Annotated in this window: 14 protein-coding genes; 5 read left to right on the top strand and 9 right to left on the bottom strand. The window is 70.5% G+C overall.

What is annotated here, in order from left to right:
* The first annotated feature begins 122 nt into the window (after positions 1-122).
* Positions 123-650, top strand: a complete 528-nt coding sequence (locus EVU97_RS00490; protein WP_370448502.1) for a PPA1309 family protein — start codon at positions 123-125, stop codon at positions 648-650.
* A gap of 15 nt (positions 651-665) precedes the next feature.
* Here the strand turns inward: EVU97_RS00490 and EVU97_RS00485 are convergent, their stop codons facing one another.
* Positions 666-1,712 (bottom strand): PDZ domain-containing protein, encoded by a 1,047-nt coding sequence (locus tag EVU97_RS00485; RefSeq protein WP_129662607.1) that lies wholly within the window; start codon positions 1,710-1,712, stop codon positions 666-668.
* Positions 1,713-1,901: 189 nt separating this feature from the next.
* Between EVU97_RS00485 and EVU97_RS00480 the strand changes: the two genes are divergently transcribed.
* Together EVU97_RS00480 and EVU97_RS00475 are read left to right on the top strand one after the other, a co-directional pair.
* Entirely contained in the window at positions 1,902-3,572 is a 1,671-nt protein-coding gene (locus EVU97_RS00480; protein ID WP_129662604.1) for a zinc-dependent metalloprotease, read from the top strand.
* Positions 3,569-4,159 (top strand): NUDIX hydrolase, encoded by a 591-nt coding sequence (locus tag EVU97_RS00475; protein WP_205744829.1) that lies wholly within the window; start codon positions 3,569-3,571, stop codon positions 4,157-4,159. Before EVU97_RS00480 ends, EVU97_RS00475 begins: the two co-directional genes overlap by 4 nt.
* A gap of 64 nt (positions 4,160-4,223) precedes the next feature.
* Here EVU97_RS00475 and EVU97_RS00470 read toward each other — a convergent pair whose 3' ends face one another.
* Both EVU97_RS00470 and EVU97_RS00465 read right to left on the bottom strand, forming a co-directional pair.
* Positions 4,224-5,210: a nitronate monooxygenase family protein gene (locus tag EVU97_RS00470; RefSeq protein WP_129662602.1), complete on the bottom strand. Its 987-nt coding sequence runs from the start codon at positions 5,208-5,210 to the stop codon at positions 4,224-4,226.
* A gap of 142 nt (positions 5,211-5,352) precedes the next feature.
* Positions 5,353-6,000, bottom strand: coding sequence for a M48 family metallopeptidase (locus EVU97_RS00465; RefSeq protein ID WP_205744828.1), 648 nt, complete (start codon positions 5,998-6,000; stop codon positions 5,353-5,355).
* A gap of 155 nt (positions 6,001-6,155) precedes the next feature.
* Here EVU97_RS00465 and EVU97_RS00460 point away from each other — a divergent pair, with 155 nt between their 5' ends.
* Positions 6,156-6,818 carry a hypothetical protein gene (locus EVU97_RS00460; protein ID WP_129662600.1) on the top strand — a complete coding sequence of 221 codons (663 nt, stop codon included), beginning with the start codon at positions 6,156-6,158 and terminating at the stop codon, positions 6,816-6,818.
* Between the two features lie 40 nt (positions 6,819-6,858).
* Here EVU97_RS00460 and EVU97_RS00455 read toward each other — a convergent pair whose 3' ends face one another.
* The 4 genes from EVU97_RS00455 to nudC form a co-directional block, all read right to left on the bottom strand.
* A complete protein-coding gene (locus EVU97_RS00455; RefSeq protein WP_047310292.1) occupies positions 6,859-7,134 on the bottom strand; it encodes a WhiB family transcriptional regulator in 276 nt (91 codons plus the stop codon).
* 152 nt (positions 7,135-7,286) lie between these two features.
* The gene (locus EVU97_RS00450) at positions 7,287-7,529 is read right to left on the bottom strand and encodes a hypothetical protein (RefSeq protein WP_129662598.1); all 243 of its coding nucleotides are present in this window, start codon (positions 7,527-7,529) and stop codon (positions 7,287-7,289) included.
* A 160-nt stretch (positions 7,530-7,689) separates the two neighbouring features.
* Positions 7,690-9,810 carry an ATP-dependent DNA helicase UvrD2 gene (locus EVU97_RS00445; protein ID WP_129663199.1) on the bottom strand — a complete coding sequence of 707 codons (2,121 nt, stop codon included), beginning with the start codon at positions 9,808-9,810 and terminating at the stop codon, positions 7,690-7,692.
* A 20-nt stretch (positions 9,811-9,830) separates the two neighbouring features.
* Positions 9,831-10,766, bottom strand: coding sequence for an NAD(+) diphosphatase (nudC, locus tag EVU97_RS00440; RefSeq protein ID WP_129662596.1), 936 nt, complete (start codon positions 10,764-10,766; stop codon positions 9,831-9,833).
* Between the two features lie 41 nt (positions 10,767-10,807).
* On the opposite strand from nudC, the gene EVU97_RS00435 reads away from it, so the two are divergent.
* On the top strand, positions 10,808-11,962 hold the full coding sequence (locus EVU97_RS00435; protein WP_129662594.1) for a phosphotransferase: 1,155 nt from the start codon (positions 10,808-10,810) through the stop codon (positions 11,960-11,962).
* A gap of 16 nt (positions 11,963-11,978) precedes the next feature.
* On the opposite strand, the gene EVU97_RS00430 is transcribed toward EVU97_RS00435, so the two are convergent.
* Positions 11,979-15,449, bottom strand: coding sequence for an ATP-dependent DNA helicase (locus tag EVU97_RS00430; protein WP_240730077.1), 3,471 nt, complete (start codon positions 15,447-15,449; stop codon positions 11,979-11,981).
* Positions 15,446-18,652, bottom strand: coding sequence for an ATP-dependent DNA helicase (locus tag EVU97_RS00425; RefSeq protein ID WP_240730076.1), 3,207 nt, complete (start codon positions 18,650-18,652; stop codon positions 15,446-15,448). The genes EVU97_RS00430 and EVU97_RS00425 overlap by 4 nt, the downstream gene beginning before the upstream one ends.
* Between the last annotated feature and the right edge of the window lie 23 nt (positions 18,653-18,675).

Here is an 18,675-nt window from a genome sequence, read left to right as displayed (position 1 = left end):
CCGCGCAGCGCGCGTTCGCTCGCGCTCAGCGCGCAGACTCGTTCCAGCGTTCTGCCCCAACCTAACCCGTGGCCCACCTCACGCGTGCGGGCGGGGTCCCCGGGCCGCCTACGATGGGATCCATGAGTGCCGTCAAGCCCGTCCTGTCACCCCTGACCCGCTGTGCGCTCGAGACCGAGGCGCATGTCGCCTCCGAAGGGTGGGGCCAGGCGCCCCGGCTCTTCGCACTCGCCCGCAGCGGCGAACTGTTGCGCGCCCAGCCCGCGCTCGCAGCCGTGCTCGGGGACATTGATCCCGACGAGTACTCCGCCATCGAGCAGGAGGACGCCATCGTCGGCGACGACCTCGAGAAGGCCCTCGGCCACACGGCGTGGCCCGATGACGTCGAAGGCGTGGCACTCGCGGTGGAGCGCATCATCGTGCCGCCGAGCGCGCAGACCGACACCTTCGGCACACGAGGCTCCACGACGGAGCGTCTGGCCTCTCACGCGGAGCGCGAGGACGTCCGCCTCCTCGTCGCTGCCCTGCGTGGCGGCGAGATCATCACCCTCGTACGACGCAGGGCCGAGGACAGCGACGACAAGGTTGCCATCGGAACGAACATCGCCCCCGGTCTCGTCGATGCGCTGAAGGCCACTCTCGCAGGCTGACGACCTCTCGGTGCCTCAACCGCAGCGGGCGAGGCCCTTCGTGTCGTTCTTCGCGATGCCTTCGACGGCCTTGACGGCCTCGTCGATCGTCGCCACGCGGTAGACGCTCAGCCCGTCCGGCACATTGCCCTTGAGTTCGGCGCAGTTGTCGGCCGGTGCGAGGAACGCCGTAGCACCCTCTTCACGAGCGCCGACGACCTTTTCCTTGACCCCGCCGATCGGCCCGACCTCGCCGACGGAATTCATCGTGCCCGTGCCGGCGATGTGCTTGCCACCGGTGAGCGGGCCCGGCGTCACCGTGTCGTAGATCGCGAGCGTGAACATGAGGCCCGCGCTGGGGCCGCCCACGTCGCCGACGGCGAGCTTCACCGTGAAGGGCAGGGAGGCCTTCGGGTTGAGGGCCACTCCCATGACGGCACGCCCGTCGACCTCCTGCGTCGGCACCTCGAGCGTCATCGGCTTGCCGGCGCGAGTGATGCCGAGCTTCACCTTCTCCCCCGGCTTCACCTTCTTCATCTCCCGCTGCAGGGTCGGCGAATCCGTCACCGCAACACCGTTGACGCTCGTGATGACGTCCTTAGTACGCAGGAGCTTCTTCGCGGCGGCCTTCTCGGAGACGGCGGCGATCTCGATCGTCTCCGGCACGGTGAATCCGGCCTTGCGGGCCGCGACCACCTCGGCGGCACTCTGCGAACCCGTCATCTCCGCGGCGTTCTGCTGCTCGACCTGCTCCCTCGTCGTCTCCGGAGCGAAGAGATCGGACTCCTTGTAGATCTCCGCGTGCGAGTCGGTGAGCGCAAAGGCGTATTCGAGGGCGCTCGGACGGTTGCCCGGGCCTCCGTACATCGAGACCGTCGTGAAGCGCAGCGAACCCGTCGTCGGATAGGTCTTCGTGCCGCTGACCTGGAGGATGCGCTTGCCGTCGAGCGAACCGAGCGTGTCCGGAGCCGGCCCGGGACGCAGGATGACGTACGGCACCTTGATCGCGACGGAGGCGATGAGGGCAGCCACGAGCAGCAGGAAGACGCCGAGGACGATCTTCGTTCGACGCTGCAGGGCCATCACGAGTGGGCCCGGCTGATCGTGACGAAGGAGGCGCGGGAACTCATAGCGACCTTTCGATGTTGTACGGGGCGAGGTGCCGACCGCCGCTCATCCTCTCACCCGCGGCTGCAAGAACGCCGAGGAGTTCGAGTTGGTGCGAGCGGTAGTGTCGGTCGCAAAGCGACGACGCCCAGTGCGGAGGTTTCCATGCCCGACGTTCCCAACCCGATGAACCCCTACGGGGGCCGCGACGACGACGACCGCGACGAGAACCGGAACAACGGTGACGGTCTCGAGGACATGCTGCGCAATCTCATGGGCGGCACCCCCGACGCCGGCATGGTCGACGCCCTGCGCCAGATGGGTCTGGGCAACATCGACCCTGCTCAGCTCGGCATGATGCAGGCCCAGTTCCAGGCCATGATGAGCGGCGACACCGGTTCTGCTTTCAACGAGCGCATGGCCGGTGACGTGGCCCGCCGCGTCGTCGCCGCTGAAGGTGACCCGAGCGTCCCCGCCTCGACGCAGAGCGATGTCGCCCAGGTGGCGCAGGTCGCCAACCTGTGGCTCGACGCCGTCACAGACTTCGCCGCGCCGAGCGCCCGCCCCCGCGCTCTGTCACGCAGCGAGTGGATCGAAGCGACGATGCCCACGTGGCGCAAGGTCGTCGAGCCGGTGGCCACCGGCGTCGGCAACGCCGTCTCCGACGCGATGATGAAACAGCTCGGTCAGATGGACGCCGGCGACCTCTCCCAGCTCGGCATCCCCGAGGGCATGCTGCCCGCGGGCTTCGACATCTCGAGCCTGTCGTCGCAGATGACGCCGATGCTCAAGCAGATGAGCAGTTCGATGTTCGGCATGCAGGTCGGCCAGGCCATCGGCGCTCTGGCCGGAGAAACAGTCACCGGCACCGAGGTGGGTCTGCCGCTCGTCACGCCGAACGCCGTGACGATCCTGCCCGGCAACGTCGCGTCGTTCGCCGACGGCCTCGGGGTCGACGCCGGTGAGGTGCACCTCTACCTCGCCGTGCGCGAAGCAGCCCGCGTCCGCCTCTACGAGCGTGTGCCGTGGTTGGGCGCTGCCCTCATCGCAGCCGTGCAGAGCTACGCCGGCGACATCCGCATCGACACCGAGGCAATCGAGGAGAAGGTGCGCGACATCGACCCCTCCGACGCCGAGGCGATGCAGGAGGCCCTCGCCGGCAACCTGTTCTCCCCCGAGCCGTCGCCGGAGCAGAAGCGCGCCCTCGCCCACCTCGAGACGCTGCTCGCGCTCGTCGAGGGCTGGGTCGACGTCGTCACCGACGAGGCCGTGCGCGGCCACCTGCCCAACGCCGCGGCCCTCTCCGAGGCCGTGCGCCGCCGTCGCGCGTCGGCCGGCCCGGCCGAGAAGACGTTCAGCTCACTCGTCGGGCTCGAACTGCGTCCGCGCCAGATGCGCGAGGCCGCCGACCTGTGGCGCAAGCTCGCCGAGGCGTCCGACGCGGCCACGCGTGACGAGGCGTGGGGTCACCCCGACTTCATCCCGACCGCGGACGACGTCGCCGACCCGGAGGGCTACATCGCCAAGCGCACCGGCGCCGAGGTGGCCGAGCCCGAACGCGACGCCATGGACGACGAACTCGAAGCGCTGCTCACGCAGGGGCGCGCCGAGTGGGACGCCGACCGCGCCGATGACGCTCCTGGCGCGTCCACCGCCGGCGCGACCTCCGAAACGCCGGACTCCGGCGACGCGAAGGCCGGCGACCCCGACGCGCGGCCGAGCGGCGACGCCTCGGACCCGCGTCACGGTGCGGCAGAGAACCGCTCCGAGGGTGACGAAGACAAGGACGACGACGGAGACGACGCGCCTTCGGGTCCGTCCGACTCCGAGAAGTGAGCCCCGCCCACCAGGCAGAGCCCATGCCGGAGGCGTTCGCGCTCCTGCGCGACGACGCCCGCGCTGCGCTCACGGCGTGGCAGGCGCCGACTGACGCCTTGGAGGCGACGCGAGCGCGGATGCTCGACGTCCTCGAGGCCGAGCCGCAGTGCATGTGGCGCCACGGCGCGCGAACGCACTTCACGGCGTCACTCGTCGTACTCGACGCGTCGCTCGAACACGTGGCGTTGACGCTACACGGCAAGGCGAAGCGGTGGTTCCAGTTCGGCGGGCACCTCGAAGCAGGCGACGCGAGCGTCCGCGACGCGGCCGCCCGCGAGGGGCGTGAGGAGTCAGGTCTCGGGGATCTCCTCGTGAGTACCGACCTCGTCCAGGTCGATGCGCACGCGTTGCCGCCCGTCTTCGACTGGTGCCGTGAACACCTCGACCTGCGCTACGCCGCGATCGCCCGGAGCGGCGACCTCGTCATGAGTGACGAGTCGGACGACGTGCGGTGGTGGCCGGTCTACGCGTTGCCCGAGGGTACGGAGGAATCCCTCGTCGAATCGATCCACCTGGCACGCGAGAACCTCTCCGCCCGAACCTGATTCGCCGACACGAAGCTCAGCCCGCCACCTCACGCGGAGGTGGCGGGCTGATGCGTTCGGGCCGTCAGAGGTGCGCCTCGGCATCGAGAGAGAAGGTCGCCGTGAGCCGGCGCAGGATGTTCTCCGCCTCGGCGACCGTACGCGTCACGATCTCGCCGGCGGGGACGATGTCGTGGATGAGGCCCTGCACCATGCCCGCCGTCCAGATACCGGCCTCGAGGTCGCCGTCCTCGTAGACCCTCTTGCCGCGCGAACCGGCAACGAGATCGCGAACGTCGGCGAATTCGCCTCCGTCCTCGAGGATCTGGACGACCTCGCGACTGATGCTGTTGCTCGCCACACGGGCCGTGTTGCGCAGCGGGCGGAAGATGAGTTCGGTGTCGCGCTCCGTGGCGTCGACGATCGCCTTCTTCACGCCGTCGGCGATGGGCGACTCGGTCGTGCACATGAACCGGGTGCCCATGTTGACGCCGTGCGCGCCGAGGGAGAGCGCCGCCGCGAGCCCGCGTCCGTCGGCGAAACCGCCCGAGGCGATGAACGGAATGCTGAGCGCGTCGGCGGTGGCGGGTACGAGCACGAGCCCCGTCACGTCGTCCTCGCCGGGGTGGCCCGCACACTCGAAGCCGTCGATGCTCACCGCGTCGACACCGATGCGCTCCGCCTTGAGCGCGTGCCGCACGCTCGTGCACTTGTGCACGACGCGGATGCCGGCGTCCTTCAGCTTGGGCATGAACGGCTCGGGGTTGGCGCCGGCCGTCTCGAGGATCGTCACGCCGGATTCGATGATCGCGTCGAGGTACTCCTCGTACGGCGGCGGGTTGATGCTCGGCAGGATCGTGAGGTTGACGCCGAACGGCCTGTCCGTGAGTTCACGCGCGGCCTCGATCTCCCGGACGAGCTCGGCCGGCGTCGGCTGGGTGAGGGCGGTGATGATGCCGAGGCCACCGGCCTCGGAGACCGCAGCTGCGAGGGGCGCCCGTCCGACGAACATCATGCCGCCCTGAACCACCGGGTGCTCGATGCCCAGAAGCTCGGTGAACCGTGTACGCATGCCTAGCAATTCCTCTCGTCGGGTACGTGCCCCCCAGCGTGCCCGAAAGCCGCGACCCACGAGGGTGAAGCCGGACGGTTTGGTCGACGCTGCCCACGACCCGAGATGCCCCGGACGAGCTCTGAGCCCCGGGAGGAAGTGGTCAGCGCACGACCGAGGGCGCGTCGTCACCGGGCGACGACGTCGCGTGGGCATCGGTCGCGGCTCGCTCACTGTTGTCGTCGTCAAGGCCGCGCTGAGGCAGCGCATCGGCGGTGCGGCGTGCTCCGAACGACGCCCCCGCGAGATACGCCTGCGCCACATCGTGTTTCGGGTCGGCGTGAACGATGGTCTGGAACGCCACGCCGTGACCGCGTTCCACGAGATGCGCCACCTCGTGCAGGAGCACGGCGTCGACGACGTAGGCGGGCATACCCACGATGGCGTCGGACAGGCGAATCGAACCGTCGGCGGGTGAGCAGGAGGCCCAGCGGCTCGTCATGTTCGAGACCCACCGCACCGACGAGGGGACCGGCGCGCCGGGAACGTACGTGCGGCTGAGCTGTGTCGCACGCTCCATGAGGGCGTCGTCGTTGCGCGCCGAGCGGCTCTTGCGCGTCACTCGCCGGACGAGATCCTCGACGGCGCGCCGCTCCTCCCGCGCCGACATCGAAGCAGGCGCCAACACGACGACGACACCGTCCTCGAAGCGCGCCTGAATGGTGCGCTTACGGCGGCTGCTACGGCGAATCTCCACGGGCTGGTCGTCGATCGTGAGGTGGGTGGGGCGCCGATCGCTCGAGCTGGTCATGACGTGAACGCTAGTGGAGAGTGCTGACAACGCTCCGGCTCCTGTCCACAACCGCGACGGCTGTGGACAACGGCGGACTCGCTTCCCGACACGCGAGGCACGCTGAGTCGACCAAGCCACGCCCAGGAGACGGTGGCCAGGCACGAGGAGCGAGCATGTCCCAGCCCAGCGGCACGACCCCCACCCCGCACGTCGCCGAACGGCGAGCCCTGCGCCACCTCGTGCCCGAGGACCCCGAGCGCTCGAGGCGCGCACCGGACGCGGCCGTCCGCGCGTGGCACAAGTTTGCCGAATCACTCGCCGCTCCCGTCCGGCGACCGTGCCGCGTTCTCGTCACCGGCCCCGATGCTCTCGTGCGCCCCGTCGTCTCCGTCGTGGCCGGCCTCGTCGACGCCGTCGGCGAGTGGGACGGACGGCGTCCCGTGCCCGCCCCCGACCTGCTCATCGGCGCTCTGCCGTGGCGCTACGAAGCGATCGGGGACGTGCCCGATCTGCCGGGGCCGTTGATCGGGCCTCGACCGGCCGTCCTTCCTCTGGCCTTCACCTCACGCACCGTCACGGTCGGCCCCGTCGCGGGCGCCGGTGGGCCGTGTCCCGACTGCGTCCACCCCGCCTTCGCCGCGGCAACGGTCAGACCGGAGACTCCGGTCGCTCCGGCGCTGCACGCCTTCGCTGCCGGGGCCGCCGGCCTGTTCGTCCGCTCGTTCACGGCGTCGAACGTCAACGCCCTTTCGATGAGCCTGACCTTCGACATCGCGGCGCCCCAGGTGGAGCACCGCCTCTGGTCGTGCACCGCCTCGTGCCGCCGGGCGGCCTGAGCCCGTCGGACGCAGACCGCCGCGGTCACCGGTGACGGCATCACGCCGCGTTCTTGCGGGGGCGGCCGCGCGGACGCTTGCGCGGCACGACGACGCCGCGCTCGAACAGCTCACCGCCCCAGACGCCCCACGGTTCCTCGCGCTCCTTGGCACCGGCCAGGCACGCCCGCACGACGGGGCAGGTGCTGCACAGAGCCTTGGCGAACTCGACGTCGGCAGGCTGCTGCGCGAACCACAGTTCCGGGTCGGCAGTGGCGCAGGGAGTCTCTACCTGGGCCACCGCCACGGGTATGAGGTCTTCGAACAATGCGGTCATGGTGTTCCTCGCTTCACGGATGACGCCCGCTCATCGGGCGATGTGTCTCGGGCGGGTCCACCGGCTCGACATGTCGACATCTCATCGACACGAAAGAAGCCGCGGACCCGGGTTTCGGATCTCGCGGCTTCGCTTCGAAGGCTGATGTGTGACTACACCAGACCCCCGAGCGGATGCGGGGAGAACCGAGAAAGGTGGGGACGACGCTTGCCAAAGCCGCGCGCACCGGCCGAAGCGATGTTCGGCTTCCGTGCGGCGACGACGCCGGTGCGCTCAGCGCCGGCGTGGCCCAGGGCAGACGGGTGCCCCGAAAGATCGAAGGTGAAACCCGTACCGCAGGCCTGGCGGGCAGCGCGCAGGGAGGCGGACGTCGTCATCGTGGTGATGATGTCCATGAGGCACCTCCCTGGTCGGTCCGCTCGGCGAGCGGAGCTTTCTCGATTCTGCTCACGCGAATGCAAGGCATCCGCCGTGATGTGAGATCACAGTAGTCGGGGCGACGAGAAGCGGGCAACCGAATTAACGGGAAGATTTCTCGCGCCCCCTAAATCCGCGTCAGGCCGGGTCGAACTCTCCGAAGGCGCTCGGCGATTCGACCTCCGTCTCCGGGTCGGCGCCGGCGAGGACTGCGAGCACGGACGCGCCGTATTTCGTCACCTTCGACGTTCCCACGCCCGAGATGGCGCGCAGCCCCGCCGGCGTCGTCGGACGTGTCTCGGCGATGGCGACGAGCGTCGCATCGGTGAAGATGACGAAGGCCGGCACCTTGTCGCGCTGCGCGGCGCCGCGACGCCACGTCTTGAGCGCCTCGAACTGCCCCTCGTCGTAGGTGGCCGGGCATTCGGAGCAACGCCCGATCTTGCGCTCGGCGGCCGTGTCGAGATCGCGGCCACAGGTGCGGCACTTCGCCGCCTTGAGCGGCTTGCTCGTCCGGGTGCTGCGAGCGCCCGGACGGCGCGCAGCGGCCGCTCCTTCCAGTACCGAACCGGTGCCGTCGAGGAAACGGGACGGCGAGCGGGTGGCCCGTCCGCCCTCGTGACGGGCCAGCGCGAAGCTCAGGGAGAGGTTCTTGCGTGCTCGCGTGATGCCGACGTACATGAGGCGTCGTTCCTCCTCGATCGCCTCGGGCGTCGTGGCCATCATGATCGGCAGCAGCCCGTCGCTCGCACCGGCGAAGAAGACCGAATCCCACTCCAGCCCCTTGGCCGAGTGCAGGGAGGCGAGCGTGATGCCCTCGACCTTCGGCGCGTGTTGTTCCGCGGCCCGACGGTCGAGTTCGGCGACGAACTGACGCACCTGGGCCCCGGGCACGGTGCGCGCGACGTCCTTGCTCAGTTCCACGAGCGACTGCAGCGATTCCCACCGCTCGCGGGTGGCCCCGGCAGCCGGCGGATGTGGCGACCACCCGGTGCCCATGAGGACGTCGGCGACGGTGTCGGGCAGGGGCTTGGAGCCGTCGTCGCTACGCGCTGCACCGCGCAGCAGGAGGATGCCCCGACGGACCTCCTCACGGTTGAAGTACCGCTCGCCCCCGCGGATCTGGTACGGCACGCCGGCATCCGCGAGTGCCGTCTCGAAGGCCTCGGACTGTGCGTTGGTGCGGAAGAGGATGGCGATGGTGCTCGGCTTCTCCCCTGCCTTGAGGAGGGCGCGGATGTCCTCGACGACGCCGCGCGCCTCGGCCGCATCGTCGGGGTAGGTGACGAGGCGCGGCGTCGTGCCGGACCCGCGCTGGGCCTGGAGCGTCACGCTGCCGAACGCGCGGTCGGCCTTCTTCATCACCTCGTTGGCGAGCGTGACGATCTGCGGCGTCGAGCGATAGTTGCGCACGAGTTCGACGCGCTTCGCGCCCTCGAACTTCGACGCGAACGTGCGCAGATGACTGGGCGATGCGCCGGTGAACGAGTAGATCGTCTGGGCCGGGTCGCCGACGACGCACAGGTCCTTGCGCTCGCCGAGCCACAGCGACAGCAGGTGCTGTTGGACGGCGTTGACGTCCTGGTACTCGTCGACGATGAAGTGGCGATACTGATCGCGCACGGTGCGGGCGATGTCCTCGCGCTCGGCGAGGATGCCGGTCATGAGCAGCAGCACGTCCTCGAAGTCGATGACGTTGCGCGCGGACTTCACGTCCTCGTACGCGTCGAGCAGCCGCGCCATGGCCGTCAGGTCGAGGTCGGCCGGCTGACGTCCGGCTCGTCGAGCGGCGACGGGGTAGGTCTCCGGAGTGAGCATCGAGACCTTGGCCCACTCGATCTCGGAGGCCACGTCACGCAGGGCAGTGCGGTCCATCTGCAGGCGCAGGCGCCCGGCGGCCTCGCCGACGATGCTGCCCTTCGTCTTGATCACCTCGGGGGCGCCTCCACCGATGGCCTGGGGCCAGAAGTACTGCAACTGCTTGAGGGCCGCCGAGTGAAAGGTGCGGGCCACGACCTGTGGGACGCCGAGGTCGCGCAGTCGCGTGCGCATCTCACCGGCCGCCCGGGCCGTGAACGTGACCGCCAGGGTGCGCTGGCCGACGAGCGCACCGGAGTGGACGCCGTAGGCGATGCGGTGCGTGATGGCGCGGGTCTTGCCGGTGCCGGCACCCGCGAGCACGACCATGGGGCCGAGCGGGTTCGCGGCCACCTCGCGCTGCCCCGGGTCGAGCCCTTCGAGTACCGCGTCGGCATCCATCGCCCCTGGGGAGACGGAGCTCACGCGGCGCCCCCTTCGTCGGGCAACTCGGCGCCGTACCAGTGCTCGATGAGGGAGCGGGCGATCGAGATGCGCCCCGGCAACCGCAGCGTGCCCTCGGCGAGGCCGCGCTCGATGTCGGCGCGCGAGTACCAGCCGATCTCCTCGATCTCGCCGTCCTCCGGTGTCAGCGCTGTCGTGCGAGCCGTGGCGACGAAACCGATCATGAGTGAGGCCGGGAACGGCCACGGCTGGTTACCGAGGTAGCGCACGCCGTCGACGACGACGCCGGATTCCTCGAAGGTCTCCCGTGCAACGGCGGCCTCGAACGATTCGCCGGGCTCGACGAAGCCCGCGAGCACCGATCGGTGCGGGCCCTTCCAGCGCGGCCCCCGGGCGAGCAGGATGCGCTCGTCGTCCCGGCCCTCACCGGGGTGGACGACGGCCATGATGACGGCGGGGTCCGTGCGCGGGAAGTGCAACGACTCGTCGTTCGGGCAATAACGCACCCATCCCGCCTGACGCGGCAACGTGGCGCCACCGCAACGCGGGCAGTGCCCGTGCGTGGCGTGCCAGTGCGAGAGCGCAACGGCCGTCGTCAGGGCCGCCAGGTCGTCGTGGTCGAGGTCGAGGGCCACATGACGGAGCGTGAGCAGATCCTCGCGGGAGTCGTCGGCGGGGCGCAGAAGCGCGAGGCGAGCAGACTCACCCGCGCGCCCCAGGTAGAGCACGACACCCTCGTTCTCGTACCAGTCGAGGTCGGCTGCGGAGGGCGCCCGCCACCCGAGCGCACGCCCGTCCAGCGCCGTGCGGTCACCGAAGACCTCGAGCACCTTCGTCGAGGCGTCCTGCAGCAGACCCCGGACGAAACCGTGCCCGGCGCGGGCCGCTGCGTCACGGTCGATCTCCGACGACGCAAGCAGGAGATTCGGCAAAGAAGGCGTGGCGTCGGGCATGCCTCCCAGCGTAGGCGGCGGGTCCGACATACGGTGAAGGGGTGTTGCGCTCCCCCGTCCTTCTCGCTGCCCTCGCCGAGGCTGCCGTGCCCGGCATCCGCCCCGTCAAGGTCGAAGGTCTCGCCGTGCCTGCTGGCGCGGTCTACCAGAGCGCCCACGTCACCGGCCAGGACGGCCGTGTCTGGGTGGTGCGCTCGGCCCTGACGGGTGCCGCGGGTGCCGAACTCGCTGCCTCGGACGCGCTCGTCCAGCTCCTCGACCGCCGCCTTGCGTTCGACCTTCCGCGGGTCGAGGGCTCGGCCCGCCCCAAGGAAGGGCCCGCGGTCGCCGTCTACGCCCAGCCACGCGGTAACGCCCTGGAGTGGAACGACCTGCAGGGACGCACCGCGGCGGCGCGCGCCGTGGGTGTCGCCCTCGCGAAGCTTCACGACGTCGATCCGCGTGTTGTCGAGGAAGCCGGGCTTCCGAGCTACGACGCCGAGACCTACCGCCAGCGTCTGCTGGCCGATCTCGATCGCGCGGCTGACACCAAGCGCGTACCGTCTGCGCTGCTTTCCCGCTGGGAAGAGGCTCTCGAGGCGCCCGAGCTCTGGCGTTTCTCCACGTGCGTGACGCACGGCCCGCTGCGCGGTGAGGACGTTCTCGTCGACGAGGGTGAGGTCAGCGCGATCACCGGGTGGGAGCACGCTGGCGTGGCGGACCCGGCCCGAGACTTCTCCCTCCTGTGGACACACGCCCCGCAACAGGCGTTCGACACCGCCTTCGAGGCGTACGCCGCCGAGCGCTCCGACCGCCCCGACAGCTACCTCGAACGACGCATCCGCCTCATGGGCGAGATGGAGCTCGCCTACGCACTGCTCGCGAGCCGCACGATGGGCGAAGAGGAACTGGTCGAGTACCACGCGGAAGCTCTCGAAGAGCTCGCTTTCGACGTGGAGGACGACACGAGCCTCGTTCCGCCGCCGCGCCGTGCAGGCATCGAGCCGATCGACCTCGAAGCTCCTCTCGACCCCGCCGACATCGAGTCGGTCGGCGAGGGCGACCTCGCCCCGGACGATGATCTCACCGTGGAGATTCCGGTGCGGGTGGCCCGCGCCGAGGGCGACGCCCCGGCCGAGGACGGAGCCACCTCCACGGGTGCCACCCGCGTGGACGCCGAGACCCCGAAGACCCGCCTGCCACAACGCGAAAGCTGAGCTCGCTCGGCTTCCGTCACCCCTCGGTGGCGGTGACGAGCAACTCCTCGATCTCACGCTGGGTCTGCATCGGCGGGCGGTACGTCTCTCCGCTCGCGGCGTAGAAGAACGCCCCGTCGACCATGGCCGGGTCGAGCCCCTTGAGGCGCGCGTACGCGAGGGCGTACGTGGCGAGCTGAAGGCTGCGATGGCGCAACGTCGCGGCGTCCGGGCGGGCGCCTGTCTTCCAGTCGACGACGGTGACGCCACCGTCGGCGCGCGCGAAGACGGCGTCGATGCGACCGCGAATGGCGTAGCCCGCCACGACCGTTTCGACGGAGACCTCGAGATCGAGCGGGGTGCGCGCGGCCCACTCGCTCGCGAGGAAGTTCTCCTTCAGACGCGGCAGGGCGTCATCGGTGGCCGGTTCCTCGTCGAAGAATCCGGGCAGCTCGTCGACATCGACGAGCGCAGCCGAGCCGTAGTGCTGCTCGACCCAGGCGTGGAACGCCGTACCGCGGCGCGCGGCGACCGCCGGCTCGCTCGGCATGGGTCGACGCAGGCGCCGCGCGAACGTGGCCGGATCGCTCGCGAGCGCGACGACGGCCGAGGCCGACAGGTGGGAGGGAAGCACGACCGAACGATCCTCACGCCGACGCTCACGAGCGCGCTCTGCGAGAAGGAGTTCGACCTCGAGGTCGCGGTCCTCCGGGGTGCCTTCGAGCGGCAGGCCGGCCTGACCCGGTGCTTCGAGGTCCTCGCCCTCGGCGAGACGTTCGCGCGCCTGCTCGACGAGGCGGGCACCAGGCGTCATGGCTGCGCGGTGATCGGCCATCGCGTCGACGGGCCAGATGACCTCGTGCGCGTTCTCCTCGAGGGGGTTCGTCGGAGGTTCTCCGTCGACGAGCGTGGGCGGCATCGGCGACCACTGCAGCACCTCGGCCAGGTCGGCGGCGATCACCTCCTCGAGGAAGCTCGACGCCAACCGCGGCGACTTGCTCCCGCTCGTCCACGGCGCAGTGGTGAGGAGCATCTCCGAGCGAGCGCGGGTGAACGCGACGTACGCCAGGCGCCGTTCCTCGACACGCTCGTGAGCCTGGCCCGCCTCCCGGTAGACGCCGTAACGGTCGTTGAGGTCGTCCGAGTCAGCGGCGGTTCGCCAGTCGAACGCGGGAAGGCCGCCTCGGTCGCCGCGCAGGTCGTACGGGATGCTCGCGAGGCCCGAGAGCCAACCCTTGACCTTGTGCTGCGAGAAGGCCCACTCGTCGCCGGCCGCCTGCGTTCGCCCGTCGAGCCCGGGGAAGGACCCCTCGACGAGGCCGGGCACGGCGACGACATCCCACTCGAGGCCCTTGGCCGCGTGCACGGTGAGCACCTGAACGGCCCGGGGGTTCACCTCGATGGCCGGCATTTCCAGGCCACGTTCCTCCTCACGTGCAGCATCGAGCCAGTCAAGGAACCCTCCGAGCGTGGGACGCTCCGCCTGCGCCGAGAAGGTACCGGCGACGTCGGCGAACGCGTCGAGGTGAGCGCGCGCCGTCGACGGATCGTGCCCCGGCCGCGCGAGCACCTCGATGTCGAGTCCGAGCACTCGCTCGGCCTCTCCCACGAAGTCGGCCAGCGGCAAACCGGTGAGCAGACGAAGTCGGTTCAAGGAGGTATGAAAGCCCGCCAGCCGAGCCAACGCCTCCGGCGAGAAGCGCTCGTCGTCCCGCCCACGCCACGATTCGTCTGGCAGTTCACCGATGGCTTCGACGAGGCTGATGTCGTCGCGGGTGCCTTCGGCGAGATCTGCCTCCCGGCGCGCCACCGGCGCGATCAGACCCGGTGACGCCTCGCCCTCCGAACGGCCCGGGGACTGGCTCTCCCCTGCGCTGCCGGCGGATTCGGCGGCACGCGCGAGCGCTGCAGCGGCCTCCTCGCGCTGACGCTCGTGCAGTTCACGGGCCCACGTGCCGAGGGCGTCGAGATCGGCCGGGCCCAGGCGCATGGCCGGACCGGTGAGCAGCCGCATGAGGTGATCACCTCGACCCGGATCGTCGACGACCCAGAGCATCGAGACGAGATCGACGACCTCGGGGGTCTGCAACAAGCCGCCCAGGCCGACGGCTTCGGCCGGGATGCCCTCGGCGTCGAGGGCTTCGAGAACCGGGACGAACTGAGAGCGCTTGCGGCACAGGACGGCTGCTGTTCGCTCGTGCCCGTCGGCACTGACGACGGCACGTCGTTCCGCGATCCACCGCGCGACGTAGCGCGCCTCCTCGACATCCGTCTCGAGGCGGGCCGCCTGCACGGTGCCCGGCCCGGCGTCAGGACGCGCACGCAGCGGCTCGACCGGAACACGGGAAGCCTGGGTGAGGGGCGCCGCCACGACGTTGGCCACATCGAGGACGGCCTGGTCGTTGCGCCACGACGTCGACAGCGACGCCACCGGCGTCACGTCCTCACCCGGCAGAGCGAACTCCTGACGGAACGAGGCGAGCGTCGTGGCACTCGCGCCACGCCAACCGAAGATCGACTGGTGCGGGTCACCGACGGCGATGACGCCGGGACGCTGCTCACCGCGCGCGAAGACCGAGGCGAGGAAACTGATCTGCGCGGCACTCGTGTCTTGGAACTCGTCGAGCAGCACCGCGCGGTAACGCAGACGCTCCCCCTCCCCGATCTGCTCGAAGCGCTCCGCCAATCGCGCCGCGAAGGCGATCTGGTCGGAGAAGTCGAGGGCCGAGCGTTCGGCCTTCAGCCGCGTATAACCCTCGACGAGCGGAAGCAGTTGAAGATGCCCCTTGGCCTTGATCCGCAGCGCCTTTCCAGCGTCTCCCAGGCTGCGCTTGCGGGGTGCGTACGGGATCGTTTCGAGGCCTGCGAACAGGCCCTCGTAGTAGGCGCGCAGATCGTCGACGTCGCGCTGGTGTTCCTTGAGTTCGCCGCTCGTGGCGAGAACCCCCGCGCTGACGCTCGCTTCACCCACCGTGATGTCGGACATGTCGCCGTCCCACGAGGCCACGACCTCGTGGGCGAACTGCCAGGATGCCGACTCGGAGAGCATCCGGGAGTCGGGTTCGATGCCCAGGCGCAGCCCGTGTTCGCTCACGATGCGCCCGGCGTAGGCGTTGTAGGTGGAAACGGTGGGCGCCTCGCCGAGGCCTTCGGTGCCGTCCTCGTCGGCCTGTGGCTTCCACAGCCCGCTCGCCTCGAGCAGGCGCAGGCGCTGCCCGATGCGCTCGGCGAGCTCACCCGCTGCCTTGCGCGTGAAGGTGAGCCCGAGAATCTGCGCAGGACGCACGATGTCGTTCGCCACGAGCCACACGACGCGTGAGGCCATCGTGTCGGTCTTGCCCGAGCCCGCACCTGCCACGACGAGCAGGGGCTCGAGCGGAGCCTCGATGACGGCCTTCTGCTCGGGCGTGTGCCGGTAGCGCCCCAAGGCGTCCGCGATCTCGTCCGCGCTGACGTACCGCCGACCGTTCGACGCAGCCGTGGCGGGCTCGGTGGGGATGTCGCTCACAGCGTGCGTCCTTCCGGCTGGAGAGGGCAGGAACTCTTGACCGGGCAGATCGTGCATCCCGGGTTGATGGCGGCGCGGAACGTAGCCGCGCCCATCCCGTCGGCGGTGCGTTCCATGAGGTCGCGCGCCCAGGCGCTCGTTCCGACGGAGGCTTCGGTCGAAGCCTCGTCCCCGGCCGGATCCTGGCGGGATTCGTCGGCCACGAGGGGCGGTTGCACCTGGAGCTTGGCGGGACTTCGGCTGCTGTCGCCCGCGGCTTTGCCGAGCTGAACGAGTGCGGCGCCGCCGCTCGTCACGCCCGGACCGAAGGCTCCCGCTTCGAGCGCGGCCTGGTAGGCGGCCAGCTGCGGGTGCGCCGCCACCTCGGCATCGTTGGGCTTGGACCCGCCCGTCTTGTAGTCGATGATGCGCAGGCCGCGGCCGTCGTGGCTCTCCAGCCGGTCGACCATGCCGGAGATCTTGGCCCGGCCGATGACGGCACTGAAGGGCCGCTCGACTCCGGCGCCGGACCAACCGTCTGCCTTCGCGTCGGCGAGATAGCCCTCGAGCCGGCCGATCATGCCACTCGTTCGTTCCTTGGCGACCCTCGCCAGCCAGGTTTGGCCGAGCCCGAGACGTGGCCAGCGTTCGTCGAGCGCGGCCTGCATCGCGGTGGGATCGGTGTCGGCGAACTCCTGCGCGATCTCGTGGACGAGGGTGCCGATGGTGCTTGCTCCGATCGAAGGGCCGAAGGCACCGTTCGTCGTAAGCAGCCAGTTGAGCGAACAGCGGTGGAAGCTCTCCACCTTGGACGGGCTCACCCGCACGACGCTCTCAGGGGCGCGCACCGGTCGGTCGTCGGACTGGGCGACGAGGGCCCACCAACTGCTCGGGTCAGCGCCCGGAACACCGGCTGCGGCGAGGCGGGCGAGGCGCCGGGAGGCTTCGTCTCGTTCGATCTCGTCGGTGGAGGCGAGCATCCGGCGCGCCTCCGCCACGACACCCGCCAACGTCATGGGGCGTGCCACCGAGGTGAACTCGCGCAAGGCATCCGCTCCGGCCGACGTGGTGAGCGGGTCGACGATGTCGAGGTAGACGCTCGGCTGTTCGTCGTCGTCACGAACCGCTGTGACGAGGAGGTTCTCGCGCGCGCGGCTGACCGCCATGGCGAACTGCCGTGTCTCGTCGTACCGCACAGCGGCCTGACGCGCGGCCAGCGAACGGCCACGGCCCGCGAGGATGTCGACGAGTTCCTCCGAGCCGAGGACCGAACCACGCAGCCGAAGGTCCGGCCAGACGCCCTCCTGAACCCCGGCGACGACGACGGTGTGCCACTCGCGTCCGGCCGCGCCGGCCGGCGTGAGCAGCGCGACGGCGTCGTCGTCCGGCGCCGCCGCGACGAGGCGGTCACCGGGAACGTCCTGGCCGCGCACGTGGTCGAGGAAGTCGCGTACCGCGGCGCCGGGCAACCGGTCGGCGTACGTGGCCGCTGCCCCGAAGAGCGCGACGACGGCGTCGAGGTCACGGTCGGCCCGGGTACCTGCGACGCCCCCGCTGAGGGCGTTCGCCTCCCACGGCTCGGCGAGGCCACTGGCCTGCCACATGGCCCACAGCACGTGCTCCGCGTCGCCGGACTCACCGGATTGGGCGAACGCGGCTCGTCCGGCGTCGAGGACACGCGCCACCCGACGAGCCGGCGTGCCCTCCGGGCCGAGCGACGCGAGCAGGACGGGCTCGAACAGCGCAGCCCCGAGAAGTTCGTCGGACGTACGAGCACCGCCGAGTGCCAGTTCCTCGCGCCGCAGCGCACGCCGCAGCCGCCGCAGGACGACCGGATCCGCCCCGCCGAGCGGGGAGGTGAGCAGATCGAGCGCGAGGTCACCGGGCACCGTCTCTTCCCCCGCAGTGACGAGGTCGAGGGCGGCCAGGAAAGGACGTACCGCCGGTTCGTCCCGCAGCGCGAGTGAGGCGGGCGGGATGGCGACGGGAACCTTGGCGGCATTGAGCGCCCGACGCAGCGCCGTGGTCATGCCGGAGCCGCGCACGATGACCGCCATGTCGCGCCAGGCCACCCCGTCGACGAGGTGGGAGCGGCGCAACGTACCGGCGATGTGCGCTGCCTCCTGCGAGGCACTACGCAGCAATGCGACGTCGACCTGACCGCCCGGTCGCGTGGTGACGCTGCGGTGCGCCGCACCGTCGACCGCACCGATACGGGCGCTGACGCGTTCGCGGACGGCCGCCAGGGCACGCGGCGCGCGATGCCCCACGCCGAGCGTGAGACGCCGCGTGGCGCCGTGATCCTCGGCGACCTCGGCCATGTAGCGCGGGTCGGCTCCCCGGAAGCCCTGCACCGTGACGTCCGGGTCTCCGATGAGCACGAGTCGTTGCGTTGGCCCGACGAGCGTTCGGAGGAAGACGACGCCTGCGCGGGTGAGCTCCTGCGCATCGTCGACGACGACGAGGGAGAACTGCGAGCGGTACTGGGCGAGCAGGTCGTCGTTCGAGCGGAGCGCCTCGGCGGCCGCGCCGAGGATCCACGCCGGGTCGAACGCCCCGGGGCGCGACAGCGCCGTGACGTCGTCGTACTCGTCGAGGACGCTCGCCGCGGCACACCACTCGGGTCGGCCGTGCTCGTGGCCCAGTGCCACCAGCTCGTCCGACGAAAGGCCCCACTCCACGGCACGCATGAGCAGGTCACGCAGTTCGTTGCGCAGGCCGCGGGTGGGCAGTGCCTCGCTCAGATCGGCGGGCCAGTTCGGCACACGGCCCAGCCCGGCGCGGTGTCCCGCGAGCAACTCCTTGATCACCACGTCCTGCTCCGGCCCGGCGAGCAGCCGCGGCGCGGGAAGCCCCTCAAGAGCGGCGCGGGCGCGCAGGATGCCGAAGGCGAGCGCCTGCGGCGTTCGTGCGATCGGTTCGCTCGATGTGCCTCCGACGCGCGTGGTCACCCTGGCCCGCAGCTCGCCGGCGAGCGTGCGCGTGGGCGAGAGCAGAACGCAGGCGTCCGGGGCCAGGCCGTCGCGGACCGCCTGAGCCACGAGTTCCACCGCGAGCGTCGACTTGCCCGTACCCGGCGCACCCACGACGTGCAGCACTCGGTCGTCCGCGTCGAGCACCGCCTGCTGTGTCGCATCGAACAGCATCGCGGCCGCGGGGTCGCCGCCGGGTGTGGCGCGCGGCATCGAGCGGAGCTGGAGCGGTGGCGTCGGCATGTGCGTCATCCCATCACCTGCCACCGACAACC

This window comes from Dermacoccus sp. 147Ba, assembly GCF_004151355.1.
GTDB classification, from domain to species: Bacteria; Actinomycetota; Actinomycetes; order Actinomycetales; family Dermatophilaceae; genus Dermacoccus; species Dermacoccus abyssi.
This window is presented reverse-complemented; position numbering and strand designations above follow the sequence as displayed.